20 protein-coding genes are annotated in these 20,037 nt (G+C 71.8%); 13 read left to right on the forward strand and 7 right to left on the reverse strand.

Features of this window, described 5'->3' with window-relative positions; all coding sequences use genetic code 11:
• Positions 1–76: 76 nt before the first annotated feature.
• From dcd to QOL16_RS02590, 3 genes are all read left to right on the forward strand, one after another.
• Complete coding sequence (gene dcd / locus QOL16_RS02580; protein ID WP_065964215.1) at positions 77–667, forward strand: dCTP deaminase; 591 nt, start codon at positions 77–79, stop codon at positions 665–667.
• 107 nt (positions 668–774) lie between these two features.
• On the forward strand, positions 775–1,284 hold the full coding sequence (locus QOL16_RS02585; protein ID WP_217637621.1) for a helix-turn-helix domain-containing protein: 510 nt from the start codon (positions 775–777) through the stop codon (positions 1,282–1,284).
• A complete protein-coding gene (locus QOL16_RS02590; RefSeq protein WP_065964213.1) occupies positions 1,281–1,673 on the forward strand; it encodes a DUF86 domain-containing protein in 393 nt (130 codons plus the stop codon). The genes QOL16_RS02585 and QOL16_RS02590 overlap by 4 nt, the downstream gene beginning before the upstream one ends.
• 216 nt (positions 1,674–1,889) lie before the next feature.
• Here the strand turns inward: QOL16_RS02590 and QOL16_RS02595 are convergent, their stop codons facing one another.
• The 5 genes from QOL16_RS02595 to idi form a co-directional block, all read right to left on the reverse strand.
• Positions 1,890–3,002 (reverse strand): sugar-binding protein, encoded by a 1,113-nt coding sequence (locus QOL16_RS02595; RefSeq protein WP_071283827.1) that lies wholly within the window; start codon positions 3,000–3,002, stop codon positions 1,890–1,892.
• Positions 3,003–3,086: 84 nt separating this feature from the next.
• Entirely contained in the window at positions 3,087–4,379 is a 1,293-nt protein-coding gene (mmsB, locus tag QOL16_RS02600; RefSeq protein ID WP_065964209.1) for a multiple monosaccharide ABC transporter permease, read from the reverse strand.
• Positions 4,376–5,899 (reverse strand): multiple monosaccharide ABC transporter ATP-binding protein, encoded by a 1,524-nt coding sequence (gene mmsA, locus QOL16_RS02605; protein ID WP_065964207.1) that lies wholly within the window; start codon positions 5,897–5,899, stop codon positions 4,376–4,378. Before mmsA ends, mmsB begins: the two co-directional genes overlap by 4 nt.
• Before the next feature lie 457 nt (positions 5,900–6,356).
• Positions 6,357–7,376, reverse strand: a complete 1,020-nt coding sequence (locus tag QOL16_RS02610) for a LacI family DNA-binding transcriptional regulator (RefSeq protein ID WP_065964205.1) — start codon at positions 7,374–7,376, stop codon at positions 6,357–6,359.
• A 189-nt stretch (positions 7,377–7,565) separates the two neighbouring features.
• Positions 7,566–8,108, reverse strand: a complete 543-nt coding sequence (idi, locus tag QOL16_RS02615; RefSeq protein WP_065964218.1) for an isopentenyl-diphosphate Delta-isomerase — start codon at positions 8,106–8,108, stop codon at positions 7,566–7,568.
• Between the two features lie 21 nt (positions 8,109–8,129).
• On the opposite strand from idi, the gene QOL16_RS02620 reads away from it, so the two are divergent.
• The 7 genes from QOL16_RS02620 (at position 8,130) to QOL16_RS02650 (ending at position 14,765) form a co-directional block, all read left to right on the forward strand.
• Positions 8,130–9,188, forward strand: a complete 1,059-nt coding sequence (locus tag QOL16_RS02620; RefSeq protein WP_071249013.1) for a polyprenyl synthetase family protein — start codon at positions 8,130–8,132, stop codon at positions 9,186–9,188.
• Complete coding sequence (locus QOL16_RS02625; RefSeq protein WP_065964203.1) at positions 9,185–10,102, forward strand: phytoene/squalene synthase family protein; 918 nt, start codon at positions 9,185–9,187, stop codon at positions 10,100–10,102. Before QOL16_RS02620 ends, QOL16_RS02625 begins: the two co-directional genes overlap by 4 nt.
• Positions 10,099–11,736: a phytoene desaturase family protein gene (gene crtI, locus QOL16_RS02630; protein WP_083394977.1), complete on the forward strand. Its 1,638-nt coding sequence runs from the start codon at positions 10,099–10,101 to the stop codon at positions 11,734–11,736. The genes QOL16_RS02625 and crtI overlap by 4 nt, the downstream gene beginning before the upstream one ends.
• On the forward strand, positions 11,736–12,122 hold the full coding sequence (locus tag QOL16_RS02635; protein WP_071283839.1) for a lycopene cyclase domain-containing protein: 387 nt from the start codon (positions 11,736–11,738) through the stop codon (positions 12,120–12,122). The genes crtI and QOL16_RS02635 overlap by 1 nt, the downstream gene beginning before the upstream one ends.
• A complete protein-coding gene (locus tag QOL16_RS02640; protein WP_071283843.1) occupies positions 12,119–12,577 on the forward strand; it encodes a hypothetical protein in 459 nt (152 codons plus the stop codon). The genes QOL16_RS02635 and QOL16_RS02640 overlap by 4 nt, the downstream gene beginning before the upstream one ends.
• A complete protein-coding gene (locus QOL16_RS02645) occupies positions 12,574–13,500 on the forward strand; it encodes a prenyltransferase (protein ID WP_071249003.1) in 927 nt (308 codons plus the stop codon). Before QOL16_RS02640 ends, QOL16_RS02645 begins: the two co-directional genes overlap by 4 nt.
• Positions 13,501–13,721: 221 nt before the next feature.
• Complete coding sequence (locus QOL16_RS02650; protein WP_071283846.1) at positions 13,722–14,765, forward strand: Gfo/Idh/MocA family protein; 1,044 nt, start codon at positions 13,722–13,724, stop codon at positions 14,763–14,765.
• A 358-nt stretch (positions 14,766–15,123) separates the two neighbouring features.
• On the opposite strand, the gene QOL16_RS02655 is transcribed toward QOL16_RS02650, so the two are convergent.
• Positions 15,124–15,864: an MBL fold metallo-hydrolase gene (locus QOL16_RS02655; RefSeq protein WP_071283878.1), complete on the reverse strand. Its 741-nt coding sequence runs from the start codon at positions 15,862–15,864 to the stop codon at positions 15,124–15,126.
• 63 nt (positions 15,865–15,927) lie between these two features.
• On the opposite strand from QOL16_RS02655, the gene QOL16_RS02660 reads away from it, so the two are divergent.
• The 3 genes from QOL16_RS02660 to QOL16_RS02670 all read left to right on the forward strand — a co-directional run bounded on the left by QOL16_RS02660 (position 15,928) and on the right by QOL16_RS02670 (position 18,423).
• Positions 15,928–16,449: a hypothetical protein gene (locus QOL16_RS02660; protein WP_071283850.1), complete on the forward strand. Its 522-nt coding sequence runs from the start codon at positions 15,928–15,930 to the stop codon at positions 16,447–16,449.
• Between the two features lie 4 nt (positions 16,450–16,453).
• The gene (locus QOL16_RS02665; protein WP_065964758.1) at positions 16,454–17,512 is read left to right on the forward strand and encodes a YihY/virulence factor BrkB family protein; all 1,059 of its coding nucleotides are present in this window, start codon (positions 16,454–16,456) and stop codon (positions 17,510–17,512) included.
• 212 nt (positions 17,513–17,724) lie between these two features.
• Complete coding sequence (locus QOL16_RS02670) at positions 17,725–18,423, forward strand: SDR family oxidoreductase (RefSeq protein WP_065964754.1); 699 nt, start codon at positions 17,725–17,727, stop codon at positions 18,421–18,423.
• Between the two features lie 13 nt (positions 18,424–18,436).
• Here QOL16_RS02670 and QOL16_RS02675 read toward each other — a convergent pair whose 3' ends face one another.
• Complete coding sequence (locus tag QOL16_RS02675; RefSeq protein WP_071283853.1) at positions 18,437–20,017, reverse strand: ABC-F family ATP-binding cassette domain-containing protein; 1,581 nt, start codon at positions 20,015–20,017, stop codon at positions 18,437–18,439.
• Positions 20,018–20,037: the final 20 nt, after the last annotated feature.

Below are 20,037 nucleotides of genomic sequence, written 5' to 3' on the forward strand. Positions count from 1 at the left end.
ACGGCCGTCCTCCGCCGCCCGGTGGGCAGCCGACCACCATACCGACGCCGCACCGCCTGCCGCTAGGCTTCCACCCGTGCTGCTCTCCGACCGCGACATCACCGCCCAGCTCGCTGCAGGCCGGATCGGCCTCGACCCGTACGACGGCTCGCTCGTGCAGCCGTCGAGCATCGACGTCCGGCTCGACAAGTTCTTCCGGCTGTTCGACAACCACAAGTACCCGCACATCGACCCCGCGGTCGACCAGCCCGACCTGACCCGCCTGGTCGAGACCGACCCGGACGAGGCGTTCGTCCTGCACCCGGGGGAGTTCGTCCTCGGCTCGACGTTCGAGGTCGTGACGCTGCCCGACGACATCGCCGCACGGCTCGAGGGCAAGAGCTCGCTCGGGCGCCTGGGCCTGCTCACGCACTCGACGGCGGGCTTCATCGACCCGGGCTTCTCCGGCCACGTCACGCTCGAGCTGTCGAACGTCGCGACGCTGCCGATCAAGCTCTGGCCCGGGATGAAGATCGGGCAGCTCTGCTTCTTCCAGCTGTCGAGCCCGGCCGACAAGCCCTACGGCTCCGCCGAGTACCAGTCGCGCTACCAGGGGCAGCGCGGGCCGACCCCCTCCCGGTCGGCGATGAACTTCCACCGCGCGGACGTCTCGCAGCGCGACCACTGACCGCGGGATCCGCACGGACGGGGTTCGAGCGACCCCCGCGTCCTCGTCATCTGGAGACGCTGCACGAACCATTCCACCGTATGTGACATTCCGTGTACGGTGGCGGCATGGCCCCAGCTCCATCCCGTGTCCCGGTCGACGCGTCACAGCTGCTCCGCCACGCACGACGGCGAGCGGGACTGACGCAGGTGCAGCTCGCCGAGCGGGCCGGGGTGACCCAGAGCGTCATCAGCACCTACGAGAACGGGCGTCGCGAGCCCTCCCTGGCGGCGCTGCAGCGCCTGCTCCACGCCGCGGGTTTCGACGCGGTGGTCGACCTCCGGCCGGCGCCGGCCGAGCCCTCGCTCCGCGACCGCATCGCCGCCGTCCGGGACGACCTGCTGGCCGTCGTGGCCGAGTGCGGGGCGTCGAACCCCCGCCTGTTCGGCAGCGTCGCGCGCGGTGACGACGGACCCGGCAGCGACGTCGACCTCATGGTCGACCTGCCGCCCGACTCGGGCATCTTCTGCCTGCTCCGGATCCAGGACGCCGCGGAGCGCCTGCTCGGCGTGCGCGTCGACGTCGCGGACGCCGCCGGGCTGCGTGGCTCGGCCCTCCGCGAGGCCGTGCCGCTGTGAGGAGCAGGCGCGGTCACGTTGGCGGTGCGGTCCCGCGGGAACTCGCAGACCGGCTGGACGACGTCGTCCGGGCGTGCGACGCGGTCCTGCGACACGTCGCCGACCCGACGCTGCCCGAGGAACTCGTGCACGACGCCGTGCGGATGCGCCTGGTCGAGGTCGGCGAGGCCGTCCGCAGCCTGCCGCCGTCGGTCACGGCCGGCGAGCCCTCGATCCCGTGGTCGCGCGTCGCCTCGCTGGGGGAGCGCCTGACCCGCCGGTACTTCGACACCACCCCGGCGATCGTCTCCGGGACGGCCCGCACCGACGTCCCGACGCTCCGCGACGCGGTGCGACGTCTCCGCGCCGCGCACTGCGCGTCGGCTGCGGGGGCCGACCCGACCGGCTGACGGACGGGAGGCCCGTGGCGGCCCCGCCCCGCGCCTCCCGTCCGGTGGACCGACGGAGAGGAGGCTCGTGGCGGCCCGGCCCCGCGCCTCCCGTCCGCCCCGCCCTGCACCGACCGCGCGCGCCCGTCGGACGGGACCACCCGCGGAACGCGGGACGGCCCCGTCTCGCCGAGGCGAGACGGGGCCGTCCAGTGGTGCGGTGCTGCGGAGCGGGTGTCAGCCCTGCTTCGCGAGGTCCTCGAGGGTGCTGTTGCCCTTGTAGGCCTCGACAGCGTTCTCCTTGGTGACCAGGACCGGGGTGAGCTCGACGGCCGGCACGATCTTCTTGCCGTTGTCGTTGTTCTTGTCCTCCTTCGTCTCCGGCTTCTTGCCGTCGGCGAGGTCGGACACCAGGTCGATGGCCGCCTGGGCCTCTTCGGTGGTGTTCTTGTAGATGGTCGAGTACTGCTTGCCCTGCATGATCAGCGGGATCGAGGCGGTCTCGGAGTCCTGACCGGTGACGATCGGGTTCGGCTTGCCGGCCGCGGCGGTCGCGGTCAGGATCGCACGGGCGAGGGTGTCGTTCGGCGACAGGACGCCGTCGAGCTCGGTGTTCGTGTACGACTTCGTCAGGATGTCGGTCATGCGCGACTGGGCGTTCTGCGCGAGCCAGCCCTGCGTGTTGGTCTCCGAGAAGCTGGTGCGACCCGAGACGACCTTGACGGTGCCGTCGTCGATCTTCGGCTGGAGCACGTCCATGGCGCCGTTGAAGAAGACCTTCGCGTTGGCGTCGTCGGGCGAGCCGGAGAAGAGCTCGATGTTGTACGGGCCGCTCGGCTTCTTGGCCTTCATGCCGTCGAGCAGGGCCTGGGCCTGGAGCTGACCGACCTTGAAGTTGTTGAACGCGACGTAGTAGTCGACGTTCTCGGTGTTCAGGATGTTGCGGTCCCAGGCGATGACGACGGCGCCGGACTTCTTGGCGGCGGCGACCTGCGTGCCGAGCTGCGAGCCGTCGGCCGCACCGATGATGATGGCCTTCGCACCCTTGGTGACCATCGACTGGATCTGCGCCTGCTGGTCGGGGACCGGGTTGCCGGCGTTCGCGTACTGGATGTCCGACTTGAAGCCGGCGTCCTTGATCGACTTCTCGAACGCGGCACCTGCGAGGACCCAGTTCTGCGAGGTCTTGGCGGGGAGCGCGACGCCGATGAGGGCGCCCTTCTCGATCTTCACGTTCGACGCGCCGTCGGACGAGCCGGAACCGGAGTCGTTGCCACGAGCCGAGCAGCCGCTGAGGGCGAGGCCCGCGACCAGTGCCAGACCGATGCCGGCGATGAGCTTCTTGCGCATGAGATTGCTTTCTCTTCGTTGAGGAGTGGTGCTGTGTGGTGAGGGATCGTGCGGCCGGCCACCGGGGTGGCCGACCGCCACGCGTTACTGGATGTTGACCTTCTCCGGCTGGTCCTCGATGGACCGCGGCTGCTGGGCGGCCACCGTGTTCTGCTCGGTGTCCTTCCGCTGGAACTGCTTCAACATCCCGCCGATCAGGGACGGACGGCCCTGCGACTTCGAGTAGACGTCGAAGGCGACGGCGACGAGGAGGACGAGACCGCGGATGATCTGCACCTTGTTGGACTCGAGGCCCACCAGGGAGAGACCGTTGGACAGGAGCGCCATCACGAGGCCACCGATGATCGACCCGGAGATCGTGCCGATACCACCCGCGACCGCGGCGCCACCGACGAACACGGCGGCGATCGCGTCGAGCTCCCAGCCGGTGCCGTCGGCGGGGCCTGAGGCGCCCGAGTAGCCGACGAAGACCATGCCGGCGATCGCGGCGAGGATCGACATGTTCATCATGACGAAGAAGTTGACCTTCTTCGCGCTGACGCCGGACAGGACCGCGGCGTTGGCGTTGCCACCGACGGCGTAGACCTGGCGACCGAAGATCGTGTTCTTGGTGAGGAAGCCGTACAGGATCGTCAGGACACCGAGGATGATCGCGACGATCGGGATCGACGTGCCCGCGGGGCCGTGGCCGAACAGGTACGTGGCGACGAGGGTGACGGCGACGAGGATGCCCGTGCGGACGATCGAGACCCAGAGCGGGACGACCTCGGCCTGCATCTTCTTGCGACGCTGGCGGCCGCGGAACTCGAGGAAGACGAGCACGAGGCACGTGATGATGCCGAGGATGACCGTGCCGTTCGAGAACCCGAAGTCCGGGCCGAAGTCGGGCAGGTAGCCCGAGCCGATCTGTGCGTAGTCGTCCGGCACCGGCTGCGAGGTCGAGTTGCCGATGATCTGGTTCGCACCGCGGAAGATGAGCTGGCCGGCCAGGGTCACGATGAAGGCCGGGACCTTCACGAACGCCACCCAGAAGCCCTGCCACGCACCGACCGCCGCACCGACCGCGAGGCCGAGCAGGATCGCCGCCCACGCCGGGAAGTGCCACTGCGCCATCGACTGCGCCACGATGATGCCCGTGAACGCGGCGACCGAGCCGACCGACAGGTCGATGTGGCCCGCGATGATCACCATGACCATCCCCAGCGCGAGGATGAGGATGTAGGAGTACTGCAGGAACACGTTGATGATGTTCGTGGGCTCGAGGATGAGCCCCTTCGTGAGCACGGAGAAGATCACCAGGATCGCGACGAGCGCGATGATCATGCCGTACTGGCCGATGCTGTTGCCCTTGCCGAACAGCAGTTTCAGGTTCTTCATGAGACGGTGGCGCCCTTCCGCGCGGAGGTCATGCTGCGCATGAGCGTTTCTGGATCGGCCTGGTCTGCGGGGACGTCAGCCGTGATCTGGCCCTCGAAGATCGTGTAGATCCGGTCGGAGAGGCCGAGGAGTTCGGGGAGCTCGGAGGAGATGAGGATGATGCCCTTCCCCTGTGCCGCGAGCTGCTGGATGATGCCGTAGATCTCGAACTTCGCACCGACGTCGATGCCGCGGGTGGGCTCGTCGAGGATGAGCAGGTCGGGGTCCGTGAACATCCACTTGGACAGGACGACCTTCTGCTGGTTCCCGCCGGAGAGCTTGCCGACGTTGTCCTCGACCGAGGGCACCTTCGTGCGGAGCATCTTGCGGTACTTCTCGGCGACGTCGTACTCCTGCAGGGAGTCGACGACACCGCCCTTCGAGATCTTCGGCAGGTCGGCGGAGACCGTCGAGCGCTTCACGGTGTCGAGCAGGTTCAGGCCGAGCGCCTTGCGGTCCTCGGAGACGTACGCGAGACCGTTCGCGATCGCCTGCTGGACGTTCGTGATCTTGACCTCGCGGCCGTCCTTGATGATCTGGCCGTCGAGGAAGGTGCCGTACGAGCGACCGAAGATGCTCATCGCGAGCTCGGTGCGGCCGGCGCCCATCAGGCCCGCGAAGCCGACGATCTCGCCGCGGCGCACGTGGAAGTTCGAGCCCTTGGCGACGAGACGGGAGGAGTCCTGCGGGTGCTGGACGGTCCAGTTCCTGACCTCGAAGAAGACCTCGCCGATCTTCGGCGTGCGGTCCGGGAAGCGGCTCTCGAGCGAGCGGCCGACCATCCCGCGGATGATGCGGTCCTCGTTGACGCCCTCGCCCTTGACGTTGAGGGTCTCGATCGCCTTGCCGTCACGGATGATCGTGATCTCGTCGGCGATCTGCTCGATCTCGTTCAGCTTGTGGCTGATGATGATGCTCGCGATGCCCTTGGACTTCAGGCCGACGATGAGGTCGAGCAGGTGCTGCGAGTCGTTCTCGTTCAGGGCCGCGGTCGGCTCGTCGAGGATGAGGAGCTTGACGTCCTTGTGCAGGGCCTTGGCGATCTCGACGAGCTGCTGCTTGCCGACACCGAGGTTCTTGATCTGCGTGTCCGGGTCCTCGTCGAGGCCGACGCGGGCGAGCAGGTCCTGGGCGCGCAGCTGGGCGGCAGTCCAGTCGATGACGCCGAAGCGACCCGGCTCGTTGCCGAGGAACAGGTTCTCGGTGATCGACAGCTCGGGGATGAGCGCGAGCTCCTGGTGGATGATGACGATGCCGGCCTGCTCGGACTGCTTGATGTCCTTGAAGCGGACCTCGTCGCCCTCGTAGACGATCTCGCCGCTGTAGGTGCCGTACGGGTAGACGCCCGACAGCACCTTCATGAGGGTCGACTTGCCGGCGCCGTTCTCGCCGCAGATCGCGTGGATCTCGCCGGCGCGGACGCTGAGCGACACGTCCGAGAGCGCCTTCACACCAGGGAACTCCTTGGTGATCGAACGCATCTCGAGCAGGGTCTCGGCGCTGGTGACGGACCTGGTTGCCAGGTCCGGTCCCTGTGGGGTTGACGCCACGGTGCATCTCCTTCTGCCGCTGCAGTGCGGCAGTCCTTCGGGTGGTGAGGAAGCGGCAGTGGGGGCGCAGGAGACCTGCGTGGACCCCGTTGTCGCGTCCGGTGCCCGCCCTGGCCGGCCCGGTGGGCCGGGATGTGACGGTCATGTGACCGTTCACATCGGCGGAACGGAGGTAATTTACGCACAGCGCCGAGGGGGCTGTCAATTCGGTTGGGTCGCGTTTCTGTAACGGCCCGCGCGATCCGGCGGAAGCCGCGCGGGTCCGGCCCCCGAGGTGGGGGCACGGGAGGCGCGGCGCGGCCCGGTCGCGCGTCCCTCGACCCGCCACGGGGCGGACGGGAGGCGCGGTGCGGCCCCGCCACGGGCCTCCCGTCCCGGCGCGGTCGCGTCAGCGGCGGCGCGGTGCGCCGGTCGACCCGCGCACGACGAGCTGCGGGACGAGGTCCACGGGCCGGAGCGCCTGCTCCGCCGCGGGGAGCAGCAACTCGACGCAGCGACGGCCGAGCTCGGGGAAGTCGACCTGCACGGTGGTGAGCGGCGGCCAGAGGTGCTTCGCCTCCGGGATGTCGTCGTACCCGACCACCGACAGGTCGCCCGGGACGTCGAGGCCGTAGGAGCGGGCCGCGTGCATGACCCCGAGCGCCATCGCGTCGTTCGAGCAGAAGATCGCCGTGCAGTCCCGGTACCGCAGCAGCTCACGCCCCGCGTGGTAGCCGAAGTCCGCGGTCCAGTCGCCCAGGATCGGTGGGACGACGGGCATGTCGCGGTCGCTCATCTCGCGCAGGAAGCCCTGCATGCGGGCCTCGGCCTCGATCCAGTCGCGCGGGCCCGCGATGTGCCTGACGTACTCGTGCCCGAGGTCGAGCAGGTGCGCGGTCGCGAGCCGGGCGCCCTCCATCTGGTCCACGAACAGGGTCGTCGGGCCGTCCCCGACGCTCGTCCGCAGCGCCACGTACGGCGTGCGCATGCCGAGTTCCTCGATGAGGTCGAACACGCGCTGCTGGGGCGCGATGACGATGATCCCCTCGACGTCCTGGTCGAGCAGGTGCCCGAGACCGTCCCGGACCGCGGCGTCCGTCGCGTCGGCGATGTTCGACGTGGTCACCGAGTACCCGCGCGACACCGCCGCGTCCTCGATGGCCTGCATGGTCGCGGCCGGGCCGTAGTGCGAGCGCTGCGCCGTGAGGACGCCGATCGTGTGCGTCCGGCTCGTGACCAGCGCCCGCGCGGCGCGGTTCGGCCGGTACTGCAGCTGCTCCATCGCCGCGAGCACCTTGTCCCGGGTCTCGGCACGGATCGCGTCGGAGTTGTTGAGCACCCGCGAGACGGTCTGGTGCGAGACGCCGGCGACCCGCGCGACGTCGCGGATGCTGGGCGATCGCGGTTGCTGTGTCCGCGGTGACGCCATCGTTGCTCTCTCCCGCTCGGGGCCGTGGCACCTCGATGTGCACGTTCACATTCCGAGCCAGATCATTATGCACGGGAGTCGGCTGCGCGCCACCCGACCCCGGCCGACGCCGTCAGCGGGACGCGCCCGGGGCGCACGCACGGGAGGGTCGAGGCGGGACCGCCACGACCCTCCCGTTCGTCGACGTCGTCAGCGCGTGACGTGCAGTCCCTGGCGCTCGAGCTCGGCGAGCTGCCACCCGAGCCACGGGCTCCACGCGAAGGGCGCACCCGCGACGGACTCGCGCAGCGCCTCCTCGGAGACCCACGCGTACTCGGCGACCTCGTCGTCCGCGGGGGCCGGCACGTCGTCGGTCACGGCGCGGAACACCGGGCAGACCTCGTTCTCGACGATGCCGGAGGCGTCCACCGCGCGGTACCGGAAGTCGGGCAGGACGAGCTCGACGTCGCGGACGGTGATGCCGAGCTCACGGGATGCACGGCGGGCGACGGCGTCCTCGAACGCCTCGTCCGGGCCTGGGTGCCCGCAGAACGTGTTGGTCCACACGCCGGGCCAGGTCTTCTTGCTCAGGGCGCGGCGGGTCACGAGGACCTCACCCGCGGTGTTCCGCACGTGGCACGAGAACGCGAGGTGGAGCGGCGTGTCGGTCGTGTGCACCGCGAACTTGTCCGCCGTGCCGACCGGGGTACGGTCATCTGCCAACAGGACGACGGTTTCCGGGAAAGTGTTCATCTGCACCGATAGATTAGGCCAATGAGCGAGGAAGCGGCCACCGTGGCCCAGATCGACCTCGCGCTGGTCGACGACTGCATCGAACGCTTCTTCGCGGTGTCGTCGGCCCGCGCGCAGCGGTTCGGCCGACCGTCCGAGGAACTCTGGCGAGTCCTCCGCAAGGCGAGCATGGGCGGCAAGCGGTTCCGCCCCCGCATGGTGCTGACCGCCTACGGCTTCCTCGGCGGCACCGACGACCACGCCGCGGCCAACGTCGCCGCGGCGTACGAACTCCTGCACACCGCCCTCGTGGTGCACGACGACGTCATCGACCGCGACTGGTCCCGTCGTGGGCAGCCGAACGTCGCCGGGGCGTTCCGCGACACCGGGACCACGGGTGGCCTGGCCCTGCCGACCGCCGAGCACCGCGGGGTGAGCGCGGCCGTCATCGCCGGTGACCTCGCCCTCGTCGCCGCCGCCCGGTTCATCGAGGCGTCCGGCGTCACCGGGGAGCGACGCTCCCGTCTGCTCGAGATCCTCGACGACGCGGTGTTCGCGAGCGCCGCGGGCGAGATGACCGACGTCGACCTCGCGCACGGCGTGATGCCCTCCGTCGACGAGGTCCTCGCGATGGAGCGCGCGAAGACGAGCGTGTACTCGTTCGAGGCACCGCTGCAGTCCGGCGCCGTGCTCGCCGGGGCCTCCGACGAGGTGGTCGAGGCCCTCGGTGCGTTCGGCCGCGAGATCGGCATCGCGTACCAGATCGTCGACGACCTGCTCGGGGTCTACGGCGACGAGACCGCGACCGGCAAGTCCGTCCTCGGCGACCTGCGCGAGGGCAAGCGGACCATGCTCATCGCGTACGCCGCGACCACCGACTGCTGGGACGACATCGCGCCGTACCTCGGCGACCCGGGCCTCACCGAGGAGCGCGCCGCCGAACTCCGTGCCACCCTGGAGACCTGCGGCGCCCGATCGGCTGCCGAGTCCCGGATCGCCGAGCACGCGGCCCTCGCCCGTGCCGAGCTCGCAGCCCTGCCCTACGACCTCGCCGACCGCCTGGAGGCACTCGTGACCGAACTGCTGGAGCGCGTGCGGTGACCCAGACCGCACCACCGCGTCTGCCCCTCTACGACGCGACGGCCGAGGCTGCGTCCGGGGTCGTCATCGAGCGCTACTCGACCTCGTTCGGCCTGGCCAGCCGCCTGCTCACCAAGGACACGCGGGAGCACATCCGCAACGTCTACGCCCTCGTGCGCGTCGCCGACGAGGTCGTCGACGGCCCCGCGACCGAGGCCGGGCTCGACCACGACCTCGCCCGCACGGTCCTCGACGAGCTCGAGACCGACACCGAGCGCGCGATGGCGCACGGGTTCTCGGTGAACCCCGTCGTGCACGCCTTCGCCCGGACCGCCCGCACCACGGGCTTCGGTCCCGAACTGACGCAGCCGTTCTTCGCGTCGATGCGGATGGACCTCGAGCGCACCGAGCACGACCAGGCCTCGTTCGACCGCTACGTGTACGGCTCGGCCGAGGTCGTCGGCCTGATGTGCCTCCGCGCGTTCGTGCACCGTGCCGGACGACCGACCTTCGACGACACCGTGCTCGTCGACGGCGCGCGGGCCCTCGGCGCAGCATTCCAGAAGGTCAACTTCCTCCGCGACCTGCACGCCGACTTCGAGGTGCTCGGTCGCTCGTACTTCCCGGGGGTCGACATCCGCTCGTTCGACGAGGCGACGAAGCACCGCCTGGTCGCCGACGTGCAGGCCGACCTCGACCGCGCCGCCCTGACCGTGCCGCTGCTGCCGGCCGACGCGCGCAAGGCCGTCGGGCTCGCGCACGCGCTGTTCCAGGAGCTCAACGACCGCATCGCGGCGACCCCGGCGGACCGTCTGGTCACCAGCCGGGTCCGGGTGCCGAACCCGGTCAAGGCGCGGCTGGCCGCGCAGGTGCTCGCCGGACGCGCGCCGCTCGCGTCCCGGGCTGCCCACCACCGGACGGGAGGCGCGCGATGACCCCGCCACGTGCCTCCAGGCCGACCGCACCCACCCGTCGACGCACGGTGCCGGCCCGACGCGTCGTCGTCATCGGCGGCGGGATCAGCGGACTGGCGTCCGCCGCGCTGCTCGCGCGGGACGGCTACGCCGTCACCGTGCTCGAGCAGCGCGACCAGCTCGGCGGTCGCGCCGGCTCGTGGGAGCGCGACGGCTTCCGGTTCGACACCGGGCCGTCCTGGTACCTCATGCCCGAGGTGTTCGACCACTTCTTCCAGCTGCTCGGCACCTCCGCCGCGGCCGAGATGGACCTCGTGAAGCTCGACCCGGGGTACCGCGTGTACTCCGAGGGACACGACGAGCCGATCGACCTGCTCGCCGACCGCGAGGCGAACATCGCGCTGTTCGAGTCGATCGAGCCCGGCGCCGGCGAGCGGATGCGGGCGTACCTCGACTCCGCCGAGGACACCTACGCGATGGCCGTGCGTCGGTTCCTGTACACGACGTTCCAGGACCTCACGAAGCTCGCCGCGCCCGACGTGCTGCGGCGGCTCCCGAAGCTCGCCCGACTGCTGCTCCAGCCGCTGTCGACCTTCGCGTCGAAGGCCGTCCGGGACCGGCGGCTCTGGCAGGTCCTCGGCTACCCGGCGGTGTTCCTCGGCACGAGCCCGTACGCGGCGCCGAGCATGTACCACCTGATGAGCCACCTCGACCTGGCCGACGGGGTGCTCTACCCGAAGGGCGGCATCACCGAGGTGATCGCCGCGGTCGAGCGCGTCGCCCGGCGCGAGGGCGTCACGATCGCCACGGAGTCGCCGGTCGAGCGGATCCTCGTCGAGGACGGCCACGTCACCGGCGTCGTGCACCGCGATGCCGCGGGGGAGCGCCACACCGTGCCGGCCGACCTCGTGGTGAGCGCCTCCGACCTGCACCACACCGAACTGCACCTGCTCGACGCCGAACACCGCAGCTACCCCGAGGTGCACTGGCAGAAGCGCGACCCGGGGCCGAGCGCCGTGCTCGCGTACCTCGGCGTCGACGGTCCCGTGCCCGGGCTGCTGCACCACACCCTCGTCTTCACCGAGGACTGGGAGGCGAACTTCGGCGCGATCTTCGGCAAGGACCGGCACGTGCCGGACCCGGCGTCGATCTACGTCTGCGCCCCCTCGCTGACCGACGACACCGTCGCGCCCGAGGGCACGAGCAACCTGTTCGTGCTCGTCCCGCTCCCCGCCGACCTGTCCATCGGCAAGGGCGGCATCGACGGGGCTGGCGACGCCGAGGTCGAGCGGATCGCCGACCGCGCGATCGACGTCATCGCCGAGCGCGCCGGTGTGCCCGACCTCCGCGACCGCATCCGGGTCCGCCGCACGATCGGGCCGCAGGACTTCGCCGACGACTACAACGCCTGGAGCGGCTCGATGCTCGGGCCGGCGCACACCCTGGCGCAGAGCGCGTTCTTCCGCGAGAAGAACGTGTCGAAGAAGGTCGACGGCCTGTACTACGCCGGTGCCTCGACGACCCCGGGCATCGGGCTGCCGATGTGCCTGATCAGCGCCGAGGTGCTGCTCAAGCGGATCCACGGCGACACGAGCACGGAGCCGTTGCCGACCCCGCTGCCGTCGCCCGTGGGTGCGGCGCGGACCACGGACTGATGCCGGGGGTCTACCTCGCCGGGCTCGTGGTGTCGATCGTCGGCGTGGCCGTGCTCGACGCGCGCCACCGCCTGTTCTTCTGGCGGGCGCCGTGGCGCGCGGCCGCGGTGATGGCCGTCGGCCTCGCGTTCTTCCTGGTGTGGGACGCGGCCGGGGTCGCGCTCGGGATCTTCTTCATCGGCCAGCAGGACCTGCTGACCGGCGTCCTGCTCGCACCGGAGGTGCCGCTCGAGGAGCTCTTCTTCCTGGTGCTGCTCTGCTGGACGACGATGGACCTGGTCGGGGCGGTGCGGCCGGTGCTCGAGCGCCGTGCGGCCCGGAAGCGCGCAGCGGTGGACGCACCGGCCCCGGTAGCGCCCGGTGCCTCCACCCGGGGTCGCTCGTGAGCGGCGCCGGCACCGCGACCTACGCCCTGCTCGCCCTGCCGTTCTTCGCCGCCGTGGTGGTCGTCGCGGTCGTCGCCGGGGTCGTCGCAGCCCGTCGCGCCCGGGCAGCGGGACGACGGTCGTCGGCCGGGCCGCGGGTGGCCGTGGTGACGTCGGTGGTCGTCGGCGTCGTGCTGGTCGCGATGACGATGGTGTTCGACAACGTCATCGTCGCGCTCCGGGTCGTGGCCTACGACTGGTCGCTCGTGTGGGGTGCGAAGATCGGGGTGATCCCGGTCGAGGACCTGGCCTACTCGGTCGCCGCGGTCGTGCTGCTGCCGAGCCTGTGGGTGCTGTTCGACCGGACCGGCGCGCACGACCGCACCGCCGCACGCGACCGGACGGGCGCGCACGACCGGACCGACCGGCGCCCCGCGCCCGACCCGACCACCCCGCGAGCCGAGGACCCCGAGTGAACGCCACCACCGCCTCCCGTCCGTCGACGCTGCGCGCGCTCTTCGTGTCCTCCCGGCCGATCAGCTGGGTGAACACCGCCTACCCGTTCGGTGCCGCCTACCTGCTCGGCAGCGGGGTCGGCGTCGCGGGCGGCGGCGGGTTCTCACTCGTCGCGTTCCTCGTCGGCGTCGTGTACTTCCTCGTGCCCTACAACCTGGCGATGTACGGGATCAACGACGTCTTCGACTACGAGTCCGACCTGCGCAACCCGCGCAAGGGCGGCGTCGAGGGGGCCCTGCTCGACAAGAGCGTGCACCGGGCGACGCTGTGGGCCGTGGTCGTGACGAACGTGCCGTTCCTCGTCGCGCTCGTCGTGCTCGGCGCGCTGAGCGGCAACGGTCCGTGGTCGTGGTTCGTCCTGGCGATCAGTGTGTTCGCGGTGGTCGCGTACTCGGCGCCGGGCCTGCGGTTCAAGGAGAAGCCCTTCCTCGACTCGCTCACCTCGTCGACGCACTTCGTGTCGCCGGCGCTGTACGGCCTCGCGCTCGCCGGACCGCACTGGACCGGGCAGCTCGTCGCCGTGTGCGTCGCGTTCTTCCTGTGGGGCGTGGCCTCGCACGCGTTCGGTGCCGTGCAGGACGTGCTGGCCGACCGGGCCGGGGGCATCGGGTCCGTGGCGACGGTGATCGGTGCGCGCGCGACCGTGCGCCTGGCGTTCGCCGCCTACCTGGTGGCCGGGGTGGTGCTGCTGTTCTCGGCGTTCCCCGGGCCGATCGCCGCCGTCGTGGTGGTGCCGTACGCGCTCAACGTGCTGCCGTGGTGGAACGTCACCGACGCCGGGGCCGAGGCGGCGAACGCGGGGTGGAAGCGCTTCCTCTGGATCAACTACCTCGCGGGCTTCATCGTCACGATGGCGCTCATCGTCTACGCCTTCACGCACTGAGCCGGGCGCCCGCGTGCCGGGCGCTCGCGCTCGTCCCCGGTGCGGATGGAGCAGGAAACGTCGGGTCGACCCCACGCACCCGACGTCTTCTGCTCCATCCGCGGACCCGCCCGACGCCCGGCGCGCCCGTCCCGCCTGCGCCCCGGCACCCGCGGCCCTGACAGACTGGTCGGACGTGCCGCGGGAGTCGTGGCGCACCGCAGTCACGAAGGAGTGCCCGCATGACGGTCCGCATCATCCACGTCGGTCTCGGAGGCTGGGGCGGCAACTGGGCCCGCACCGCCGTCCCGCAGGTCAGCGAGGTGGAGGTGGTCGGGCTCGTCGACCCGAGCGCGGCGACCCTCGAGGCCGTCCGCGCCGACCTCGGCATGCCGGCCGGCAGCGCGTTCGCGTCCCTCACCGAGGCGCTCGCCGCGGTCGAGGCGGACGCCGTGCTCATCACCGCGCCGGCCGTCACGCACGTGCCGCTCGCCCTCGAGGCCCTCGACGCCGGCAAGCACGTCCTCGTCGAGAAGCCCTTCGCGAACTCCACCGAGGAGGCACTCCGGGCCGTCCGCCGCGCCGAGGAGCTCGGGCTCGTGCTCCAGGTCAGCCAGAACTACCGCTGGTACCCCGCACCCCGCGTGGTGCAGGAGCTGCTCGAGGCCGACGCCGTGGGCGAGATCGCCTCGATCGACGTCGACTTCCGGCAGTGGGACAACGACGAGCCCGCGGAGACCTACCCGCACTACCGGTTCCCGCACCCGATGATCAACGACATGGCGATCCACCACTTCGACCTGATGCGGATGATCACCGGACGCGAGGCCGTGCGCGTCTACGCCCGCTCCTCCTACCCGTCGTACAGCAAGTACCAGGACGAGGCGATCACCTCGATGGTCATCGAGCTCGAGGGCGGCCTCGTCGTGAGCTACCGCGGCAGTTGGCTGTCCCGGGCGCCGCGCACCGCGTGGGCCGGCGAGTGGAGCATCCAGGGCGAGGACGGCGAGCTCTGGTTCACGAGCCGTGACGGGTCGCCGAGCGAGGTCGCGGGGGACCGGGTGACGCTCCGGACCGACCAGGACGCCGAGGCCGAGGCGGTCGAGCTGCCGACCATGCAGCACACGGACCGCCAGGGCGGGCTGCAGGCGTTCGCGCGCTCGGTCGAGGGCGGCCCGGCACCGGAGACGAGCGGGCGCGACAACCTGCGCAGCCTCGCCGTGATGGAGGCCGCTGGTCGCTCGGCGGTGTCGGGCGTCCCGGAGGACGTCGTCCTGCCCGAGTAGCGCGCGCCCGACCCGGCCCGCCGGCGTGCTCGGCGTCCTCGGCGGGACCGGGCGTACCGGGTCGTTCCGTCCGGTCAGGGATGCCCGGTTCCGGCAGGGATGCCCGGTTCCACCAGGCGTCGCGGGCGCTCCGGGTGGGAGCGCGCACCAGGGTGCGTGGCGACGGACGGGAGGCGCGGTGCGGGCCCGCACCGCGCCTCCCGTCCGTCGCCGCCCACCACCAGGGCCGCGCTCGCCTCCCGGAACGCGCTCGTGTCCGCCGCGTGCCGCGTGCCGCGTGCCGCGTGCCGCGTGCCGCGTGCCGCGTGCCGCGTGCCGCGTACCGCGCCAGCCGCGTGCCTGCCGCGTGCCTGCCGCGCTACGCGACCCCCGCCGTCCGTCGCGCCTGCGCGACCGCGGCCCGCACCCCGCGCGACCACGCGGGCCCGTGGCCGGGCAGGACGTGGCGTGCCTCGGTGTCCTCCAGGCGGGTGAGCGAGGCGACCGCGGTGTCGACGTCCACCGTCGCGGCCGGGGCGACCACGCGCGGACCGATCCCGCCCGTGTACGGGTCGAAGGTGACGAGCGCGTCCCCGACGACCACGGCGTCACGGTCGGCGAAGTGCAGCGCGACGTGCCCGTCGGTGTGCCCGGGCGTCTCGATGATCCACGGGGTGCCCGGGACCTCGGCGCGCGAGGCGAGCGGCAGCGTGTCCGCGACCCCGTCGACCGTCAGCGCACCGGCGACGAGCATCCGGCCGAGCGGGGCGAACCCGCCCGGGTGCACCGCGACGAAGCCGAACCGGTTCGTCTGCGGGCGGTACGAGTACGGGTGCGCGGCGAGCTCGCGGTCGCCGGGGTGCACGTACACGGGCGTGCCCCACTCCCGGTGCATCCGGGCGGCCGTGCCGACGTGGTCGAAGTGGCCGTGGGTGAGCAGGAGCGCCTCGACGCGGGCGGGCGAGTAGCCGAGCTCGTGCACCGCGAGCAGCAGGTGCGGCCAGACGGCGGGCAGCCCGGCGTCGACGACGAGCAGCCGGTCGCCGGTCTCGACGAGGTAGGTGTTGGTGTGTGCGAGCTCGAGGCGGTGGATCCCCTCGGCGACGTCCCGGATCAGCATGCGGCGCACGCTAGACGGCTCCTGCTGAGCACCGGCGCGGACCCGTCCTGGTAGGCAGATTGCATGGCCAAGGACAGTCTCCCCGAGCTGGAACTCGCGAACGTGCGCACGCGCGAGCGGTTGACGGACAGCGTCACCGAGATCAAGCGGCGCGCGAACGTGCCGGCACGCACCCGGCTCGCGGTCGCGAAGGCCCGGCAGCGCTGGCACCGTGACCCGACCCCGCTCGTCGCGATGGCCGTGACCGCGGCGACGGGCGTCGCGGCGATCGTGCTCGGTGCGCGCATCGGTCGGACCGAGGCCGGCCACCTCGACCAGCCGCCGGCGCAGACGGCGTTCACCGCGCTCCTGCCCTTCGGCGCGCGCGGGGAGCCCGACCCCGACCAGGCCCGCGGTGGCCGGAAGGGGCGGAAGGCCCGACGCAAGGCGGCGGAGGAGTCGCTCGAGCGCGACCCGGTGCACAAGAACCGCGTCAAGCAGCGCGCCGGCATCTCGGCGGTGCAACGCCGTGCGACGGCGAACCGGAAGCAGGCCGCGAAGCGGTCGAAGGCGGCGGCGAAGGCCCTCGCGAAGGCGAAGGGCTAGGGCCATGGCGCGCAAGGACCACGACACGGACCGCAACCAGGGCAAGCCGGCGCCGGACGACCCGCGCAAGCCGGACAGCCCGACCGACCTGACGAAGCCGTCGTTCACGTACACGCTGAAGAAGACGCTCCGCGAGTTCACCGGCGACCAGTGCACCGACCTCGCGGCGAGCCTGACGTACTACACGGTCCTCGCCCTGTTCCCGGGCCTGCTGGCGATCGTCTCGATCCTCGGGCTGGTGTCCGATCCGCAGAAGACGATCGAGACGCTCCTCGACGTCGTCCGCAACGTCGGCGGTGGACAGGTCGCCGACCTGCTCCAGGACCCCATCGAGGGTCTCGTCCGTTCGCCCGCGGCCCCGGTCACGTTCATCGTCGGTCTCCTCGGTGCGCTGTGGTCTGCCTCCGGGTTCGTCGGCGCCTTCGGCCGGGCGATGAACCGGATCTACAACGTGCGCGAGGGCCGTCCGATCTGGAAGCTCCGCCCGACCATGCTCGGCGTCACGGTGTTCACCGTCGTGCTGCTCGTGGTCGGCCTGCTCGTGCTGCTCTCCGGGCCCCTGGCGCGCACGTTCGGTGACGTCGTCGGCCTCGGGGACGCAGCCGCGCTCGTGGTCTCGATCGTGCAGTGGCCGATCCTGCTCGCGATCATGATCGTGATCGTCGCGGTGCTGTACTACTGGGCGCCGAACATCCGCCAGTCGAAGTTCAAGTGGGTCAGCGGTGGCGCGCTCGTCGCGATCACGATCTGGGTCGTCGCGAGCGTCGGCTTCGGCTTCTACGTCGGCAACTTCTCGAACTACAACGCCACGTACGGCTCGCTCGGTGGCGTGATCGTCTTCCTGCTGTGGATCTGGATCACGAACAACGCGCTGCTGTTCGGCGCCGAGTTCGACGCCGAGCTCGAGCGTGGGCGCCAGCTGCAGGCCGGCATCCGTGCCGAGGAGGACATCCAGCTCCCCGAGCGCGACACCCGGCAGATCGAGAAGCAGGACGAGCAGCACGCGAAGGACGTCCTCGAGGGCATCCGGATCCGCGAGAGCGCGGGGCGCGAGAAGGACTGACCGGCAGCGGTCGGAGCGGAGGGCGGCGCGGGAGCGTCGCCTTCCGGTCGGGTCGGAGGGCGGCGCGGGAGCGCCACCGTCCGGTCGGGTGGGAGGGCGGCGCGGGTGCGCCGCCCTCCGTCGTTCCTGCACAGGCGGCAGGTCGGGTGGTGCCGTCCACAGCCTGGAGGCGCGGTGCCGGTCCGTCCCACGCCGTCCGTAGGCTCGTGGCCATGACCGACACCGCACCTGCCGCCAGCCGTCCGACCGCACTCGTCACCGGTGCCACCCGGGGGATCGGCCGGGCCATCGCGATCGAGCTCGGCCGCACGCACCACGTCGTCGTCGGCGGCCGGACCGCCGACGCGGTCGACGCCCTGGTCGCCGAGCTGCCCGACGCCTCGCCGTTCGTGGCCGACCTCGGCGCGGGGGAGACCGCCCCGCTCCCTGAGCGGCTCGACGTGCTCGTCCACTCCGCCGGTGTGGAGCAGGGCACGCGCGTCGGCGACACCCCGCGCGCGGTCTGGGAGCAGGTCTTCGCCACGAACGTGTTCGCCGTCGCCGAGCTCACCCGACTGGCGCTGCCGGCGCTCCGGGCAGCCCGTGGCATCGTCGTCCCGATCAACAGCGGGTCGGGCTTCACGGCGGGCCCCGGCGGCGGTGTGTACGCGGCGTCGAAGTTCGCGCTGCGGGCCTTCGCCGACGCCCTGCGCGAGGAAGAACGGGCGAACGGCGTGCGGGTGTCGAGCGTGCACCCGGGTCGGGTCGACTCGGACATGCAGCGCGCCCTCGTCGAGAAGCTCGGCGAGGAGTACGACACCGACTACTACCTGGCGCCCGAGGACGTCGCCGCCGCCGTGCGCACCGTCGTCGACCTGCCGGAGCGGGGGACGATCGAGTCGCTCGCGATCCGGCCGACCCGGCGGCGGTAGCGCCGCCCGGGCGTCACGACAGGGCGACACGACCGGTCAGGTCGAGCCGGTCGAGGAACGCCTCGTCGTGGCTGACGACCACGAGTGCACCCCGGTACGCCCGGAGCGCGGCGACGAGCTGGTCGACGCTCGTCAGGTCGAGGTCGTTCGTCGGTTCGTCCAGCACGAGCAGCTGCGGCGGCGGGTCCGCGAGGACGAGTGTCGCCAGCGCGACCCGGAACCGCTCACCGCCGGACAGGGCCCCGGCGACCCGGTCGACCGTGTCCCCGCGGACCAGGAACCGTGCCAGGCGGTTGCGGACCTCGGCATCCGGGACGTGCGGTGCCGCCCGTCGCACGTTGTCGAGCACGGTCGCGCCGTCGTCGAGCGTGTCCTTCCGCTGCGGCAGGTACGCCACCCGGTCCACGAACGACACCGCCGCAGTCCCGGGCAGCGGGTGCTCCCGAGCGCCGGGCACCCCGACGAGCTGCTCGAGGAGCGTGCTCTTGCCGACGCCGTTGTCCCCGACGACCGCGATCCGCTCCGGACCCTGCACGACCGTCTCGCGCCCGTGCACCGTGAGGGCGGCGATGCGCCGTGCGGCGGGCACGTCCGGGTCGGGGAGCGCCACGTGGATCGCCTCGTCGTCGCGGAGGCGGAGTTCGGCCTCCCGCACGGACGCGAGCGCCCCGGACTCGGCCGACGCGTGAGCGACCCGGAGCCGCCCGGCGGTCTGCTCGGCCTGCTTCCGCAGCTCGTTCGCCAGGATCTTCGGCATCGACCGGCCGGCACGCGCGCCCGCCCTCGCCCGGCGCGCGATCGTCGTCTCCGCCTCGATCCGCTGCCGTTGCTCGGCCCGGTGCCGCTGCTCGGCGACGCGGACCTCGCGCTCGACCGCGGCCTGCTGCACGGCGAGGTGCTCCTCGAACGCGCTGAACGTGCCGCCGAAGACGGTCGCCGTCCCGCCGCGGAGCTCGACCGTCTCGTCGACGTGCTCGAGCAGCTCCCGGTCGTGGCTGACGAGCACGAGGGTCCCGTCCCAGGTGTCGACCAGGTCGAGGAGCGCCGCCCGTGCCCGACGGTCGAGGTTGTTCGTCGGCTCGTCGAGGAACGCGATCGGACGACCGCGGAGCCGGATGCCCGCGACGGCGGCGAGCACGGCCTGGCCACCGGAGAGCGTCGTCGCCGGCCGGTCCAGGTCGTCGCCGTCGAGTCCGGTGCCGGCGCCGGCGAGCGCGGCCTCCGCACGCTCCTCGAGGTCCCAGTCGTCGCCGACCGCCTCGAACTCCTCGGCTGACGCCGTCCCGGCGAGCACGGCGCGCAACGCGGTGAGCGTCGGACGGATGCCGAGCAGGTCGGCGACGGTGTCGCCGGGGCGGGCGGCGAGCCGCTGCGGCAGCAGGTCGACCGGACCGGTCGTCCGGATGCTGCCCGACGTGGGGTGGAGCTGCCCCGTGACGAGCCGGACCAGCGTGGACTTGCCGGCCCCGTTCCTCCCGACCAGGCCGGTCCGGCCCCGGCCGAAGGCAGTGGTGAGGTGGTCGAGCGCGACGGAACCGTCGGGCCAGGTGAAGGTGACGTCGTGCAGGACGACGGAGGGGGTCGTTGCGGGCATGGAGGTGCCTCCCGGATCGT

This window comes from Curtobacterium sp. MCBA15_004, assembly GCF_001865055.2.
In the GTDB taxonomy this organism is placed as follows: Bacteria; Actinomycetota; Actinomycetes; order Actinomycetales; family Microbacteriaceae; genus Curtobacterium.

Excerpts from the sequence above, each read along its gene's own strand:
- QOL16_RS02655 (WP_071283878.1), bottom strand. The coding sequence starts at position 15,864 with ATGCTGATCCGGGACGTCGCCGAGGGGATCCACCGCCTCGAGCTCGCA.
- idi (WP_065964218.1), bottom strand. The coding sequence starts at position 8,108 with ATGAACACTTTCCCGGAAACCGTCGTCCTGTTGGCAGATGACCGTACC.
- mmsA (WP_065964207.1), bottom strand. The coding sequence starts at position 5,899 with ATGCGTTCGATCACCAAGGAGTTCCCTGGTGTGAAGGCGCTCTCGGAC.
- QOL16_RS02665 (WP_065964758.1), top strand. The coding sequence starts at position 16,454 with ATGGCGCGCAAGGACCACGACACGGACCGCAACCAGGGCAAGCCGGCG.
- QOL16_RS02585 (WP_217637621.1), top strand. The coding sequence starts at position 775 with ATGGCCCCAGCTCCATCCCGTGTCCCGGTCGACGCGTCACAGCTGCTC.
- QOL16_RS02635 (WP_071283839.1), top strand. The coding sequence starts at position 11,736 with ATGCCGGGGGTCTACCTCGCCGGGCTCGTGGTGTCGATCGTCGGCGTG.
- QOL16_RS02610 (WP_065964205.1), bottom strand. The coding sequence starts at position 7,376 with ATGGCGTCACCGCGGACACAGCAACCGCGATCGCCCAGCATCCGCGAC.
- QOL16_RS02660 (WP_071283850.1), top strand. The coding sequence starts at position 15,928 with ATGGCCAAGGACAGTCTCCCCGAGCTGGAACTCGCGAACGTGCGCACG.
- mmsB (WP_065964209.1), bottom strand. The coding sequence starts at position 4,379 with ATGAAGAACCTGAAACTGCTGTTCGGCAAGGGCAACAGCATCGGCCAG.
- QOL16_RS02595 (WP_071283827.1), bottom strand. The coding sequence starts at position 3,002 with ATGCGCAAGAAGCTCATCGCCGGCATCGGTCTGGCACTGGTCGCGGGC.
- QOL16_RS02620 (WP_071249013.1), top strand. The coding sequence starts at position 8,130 with ATGAGCGAGGAAGCGGCCACCGTGGCCCAGATCGACCTCGCGCTGGTC.
- QOL16_RS02650 (WP_071283846.1), top strand. The coding sequence starts at position 13,722 with ATGACGGTCCGCATCATCCACGTCGGTCTCGGAGGCTGGGGCGGCAAC.
- QOL16_RS02675 (WP_071283853.1), bottom strand. The coding sequence starts at position 20,017 with ATGCCCGCAACGACCCCCTCCGTCGTCCTGCACGACGTCACCTTCACC.
- crtI (WP_083394977.1), top strand. The coding sequence starts at position 10,099 with ATGACCCCGCCACGTGCCTCCAGGCCGACCGCACCCACCCGTCGACGC.
- QOL16_RS02670 (WP_065964754.1), top strand. The coding sequence starts at position 17,725 with ATGACCGACACCGCACCTGCCGCCAGCCGTCCGACCGCACTCGTCACC.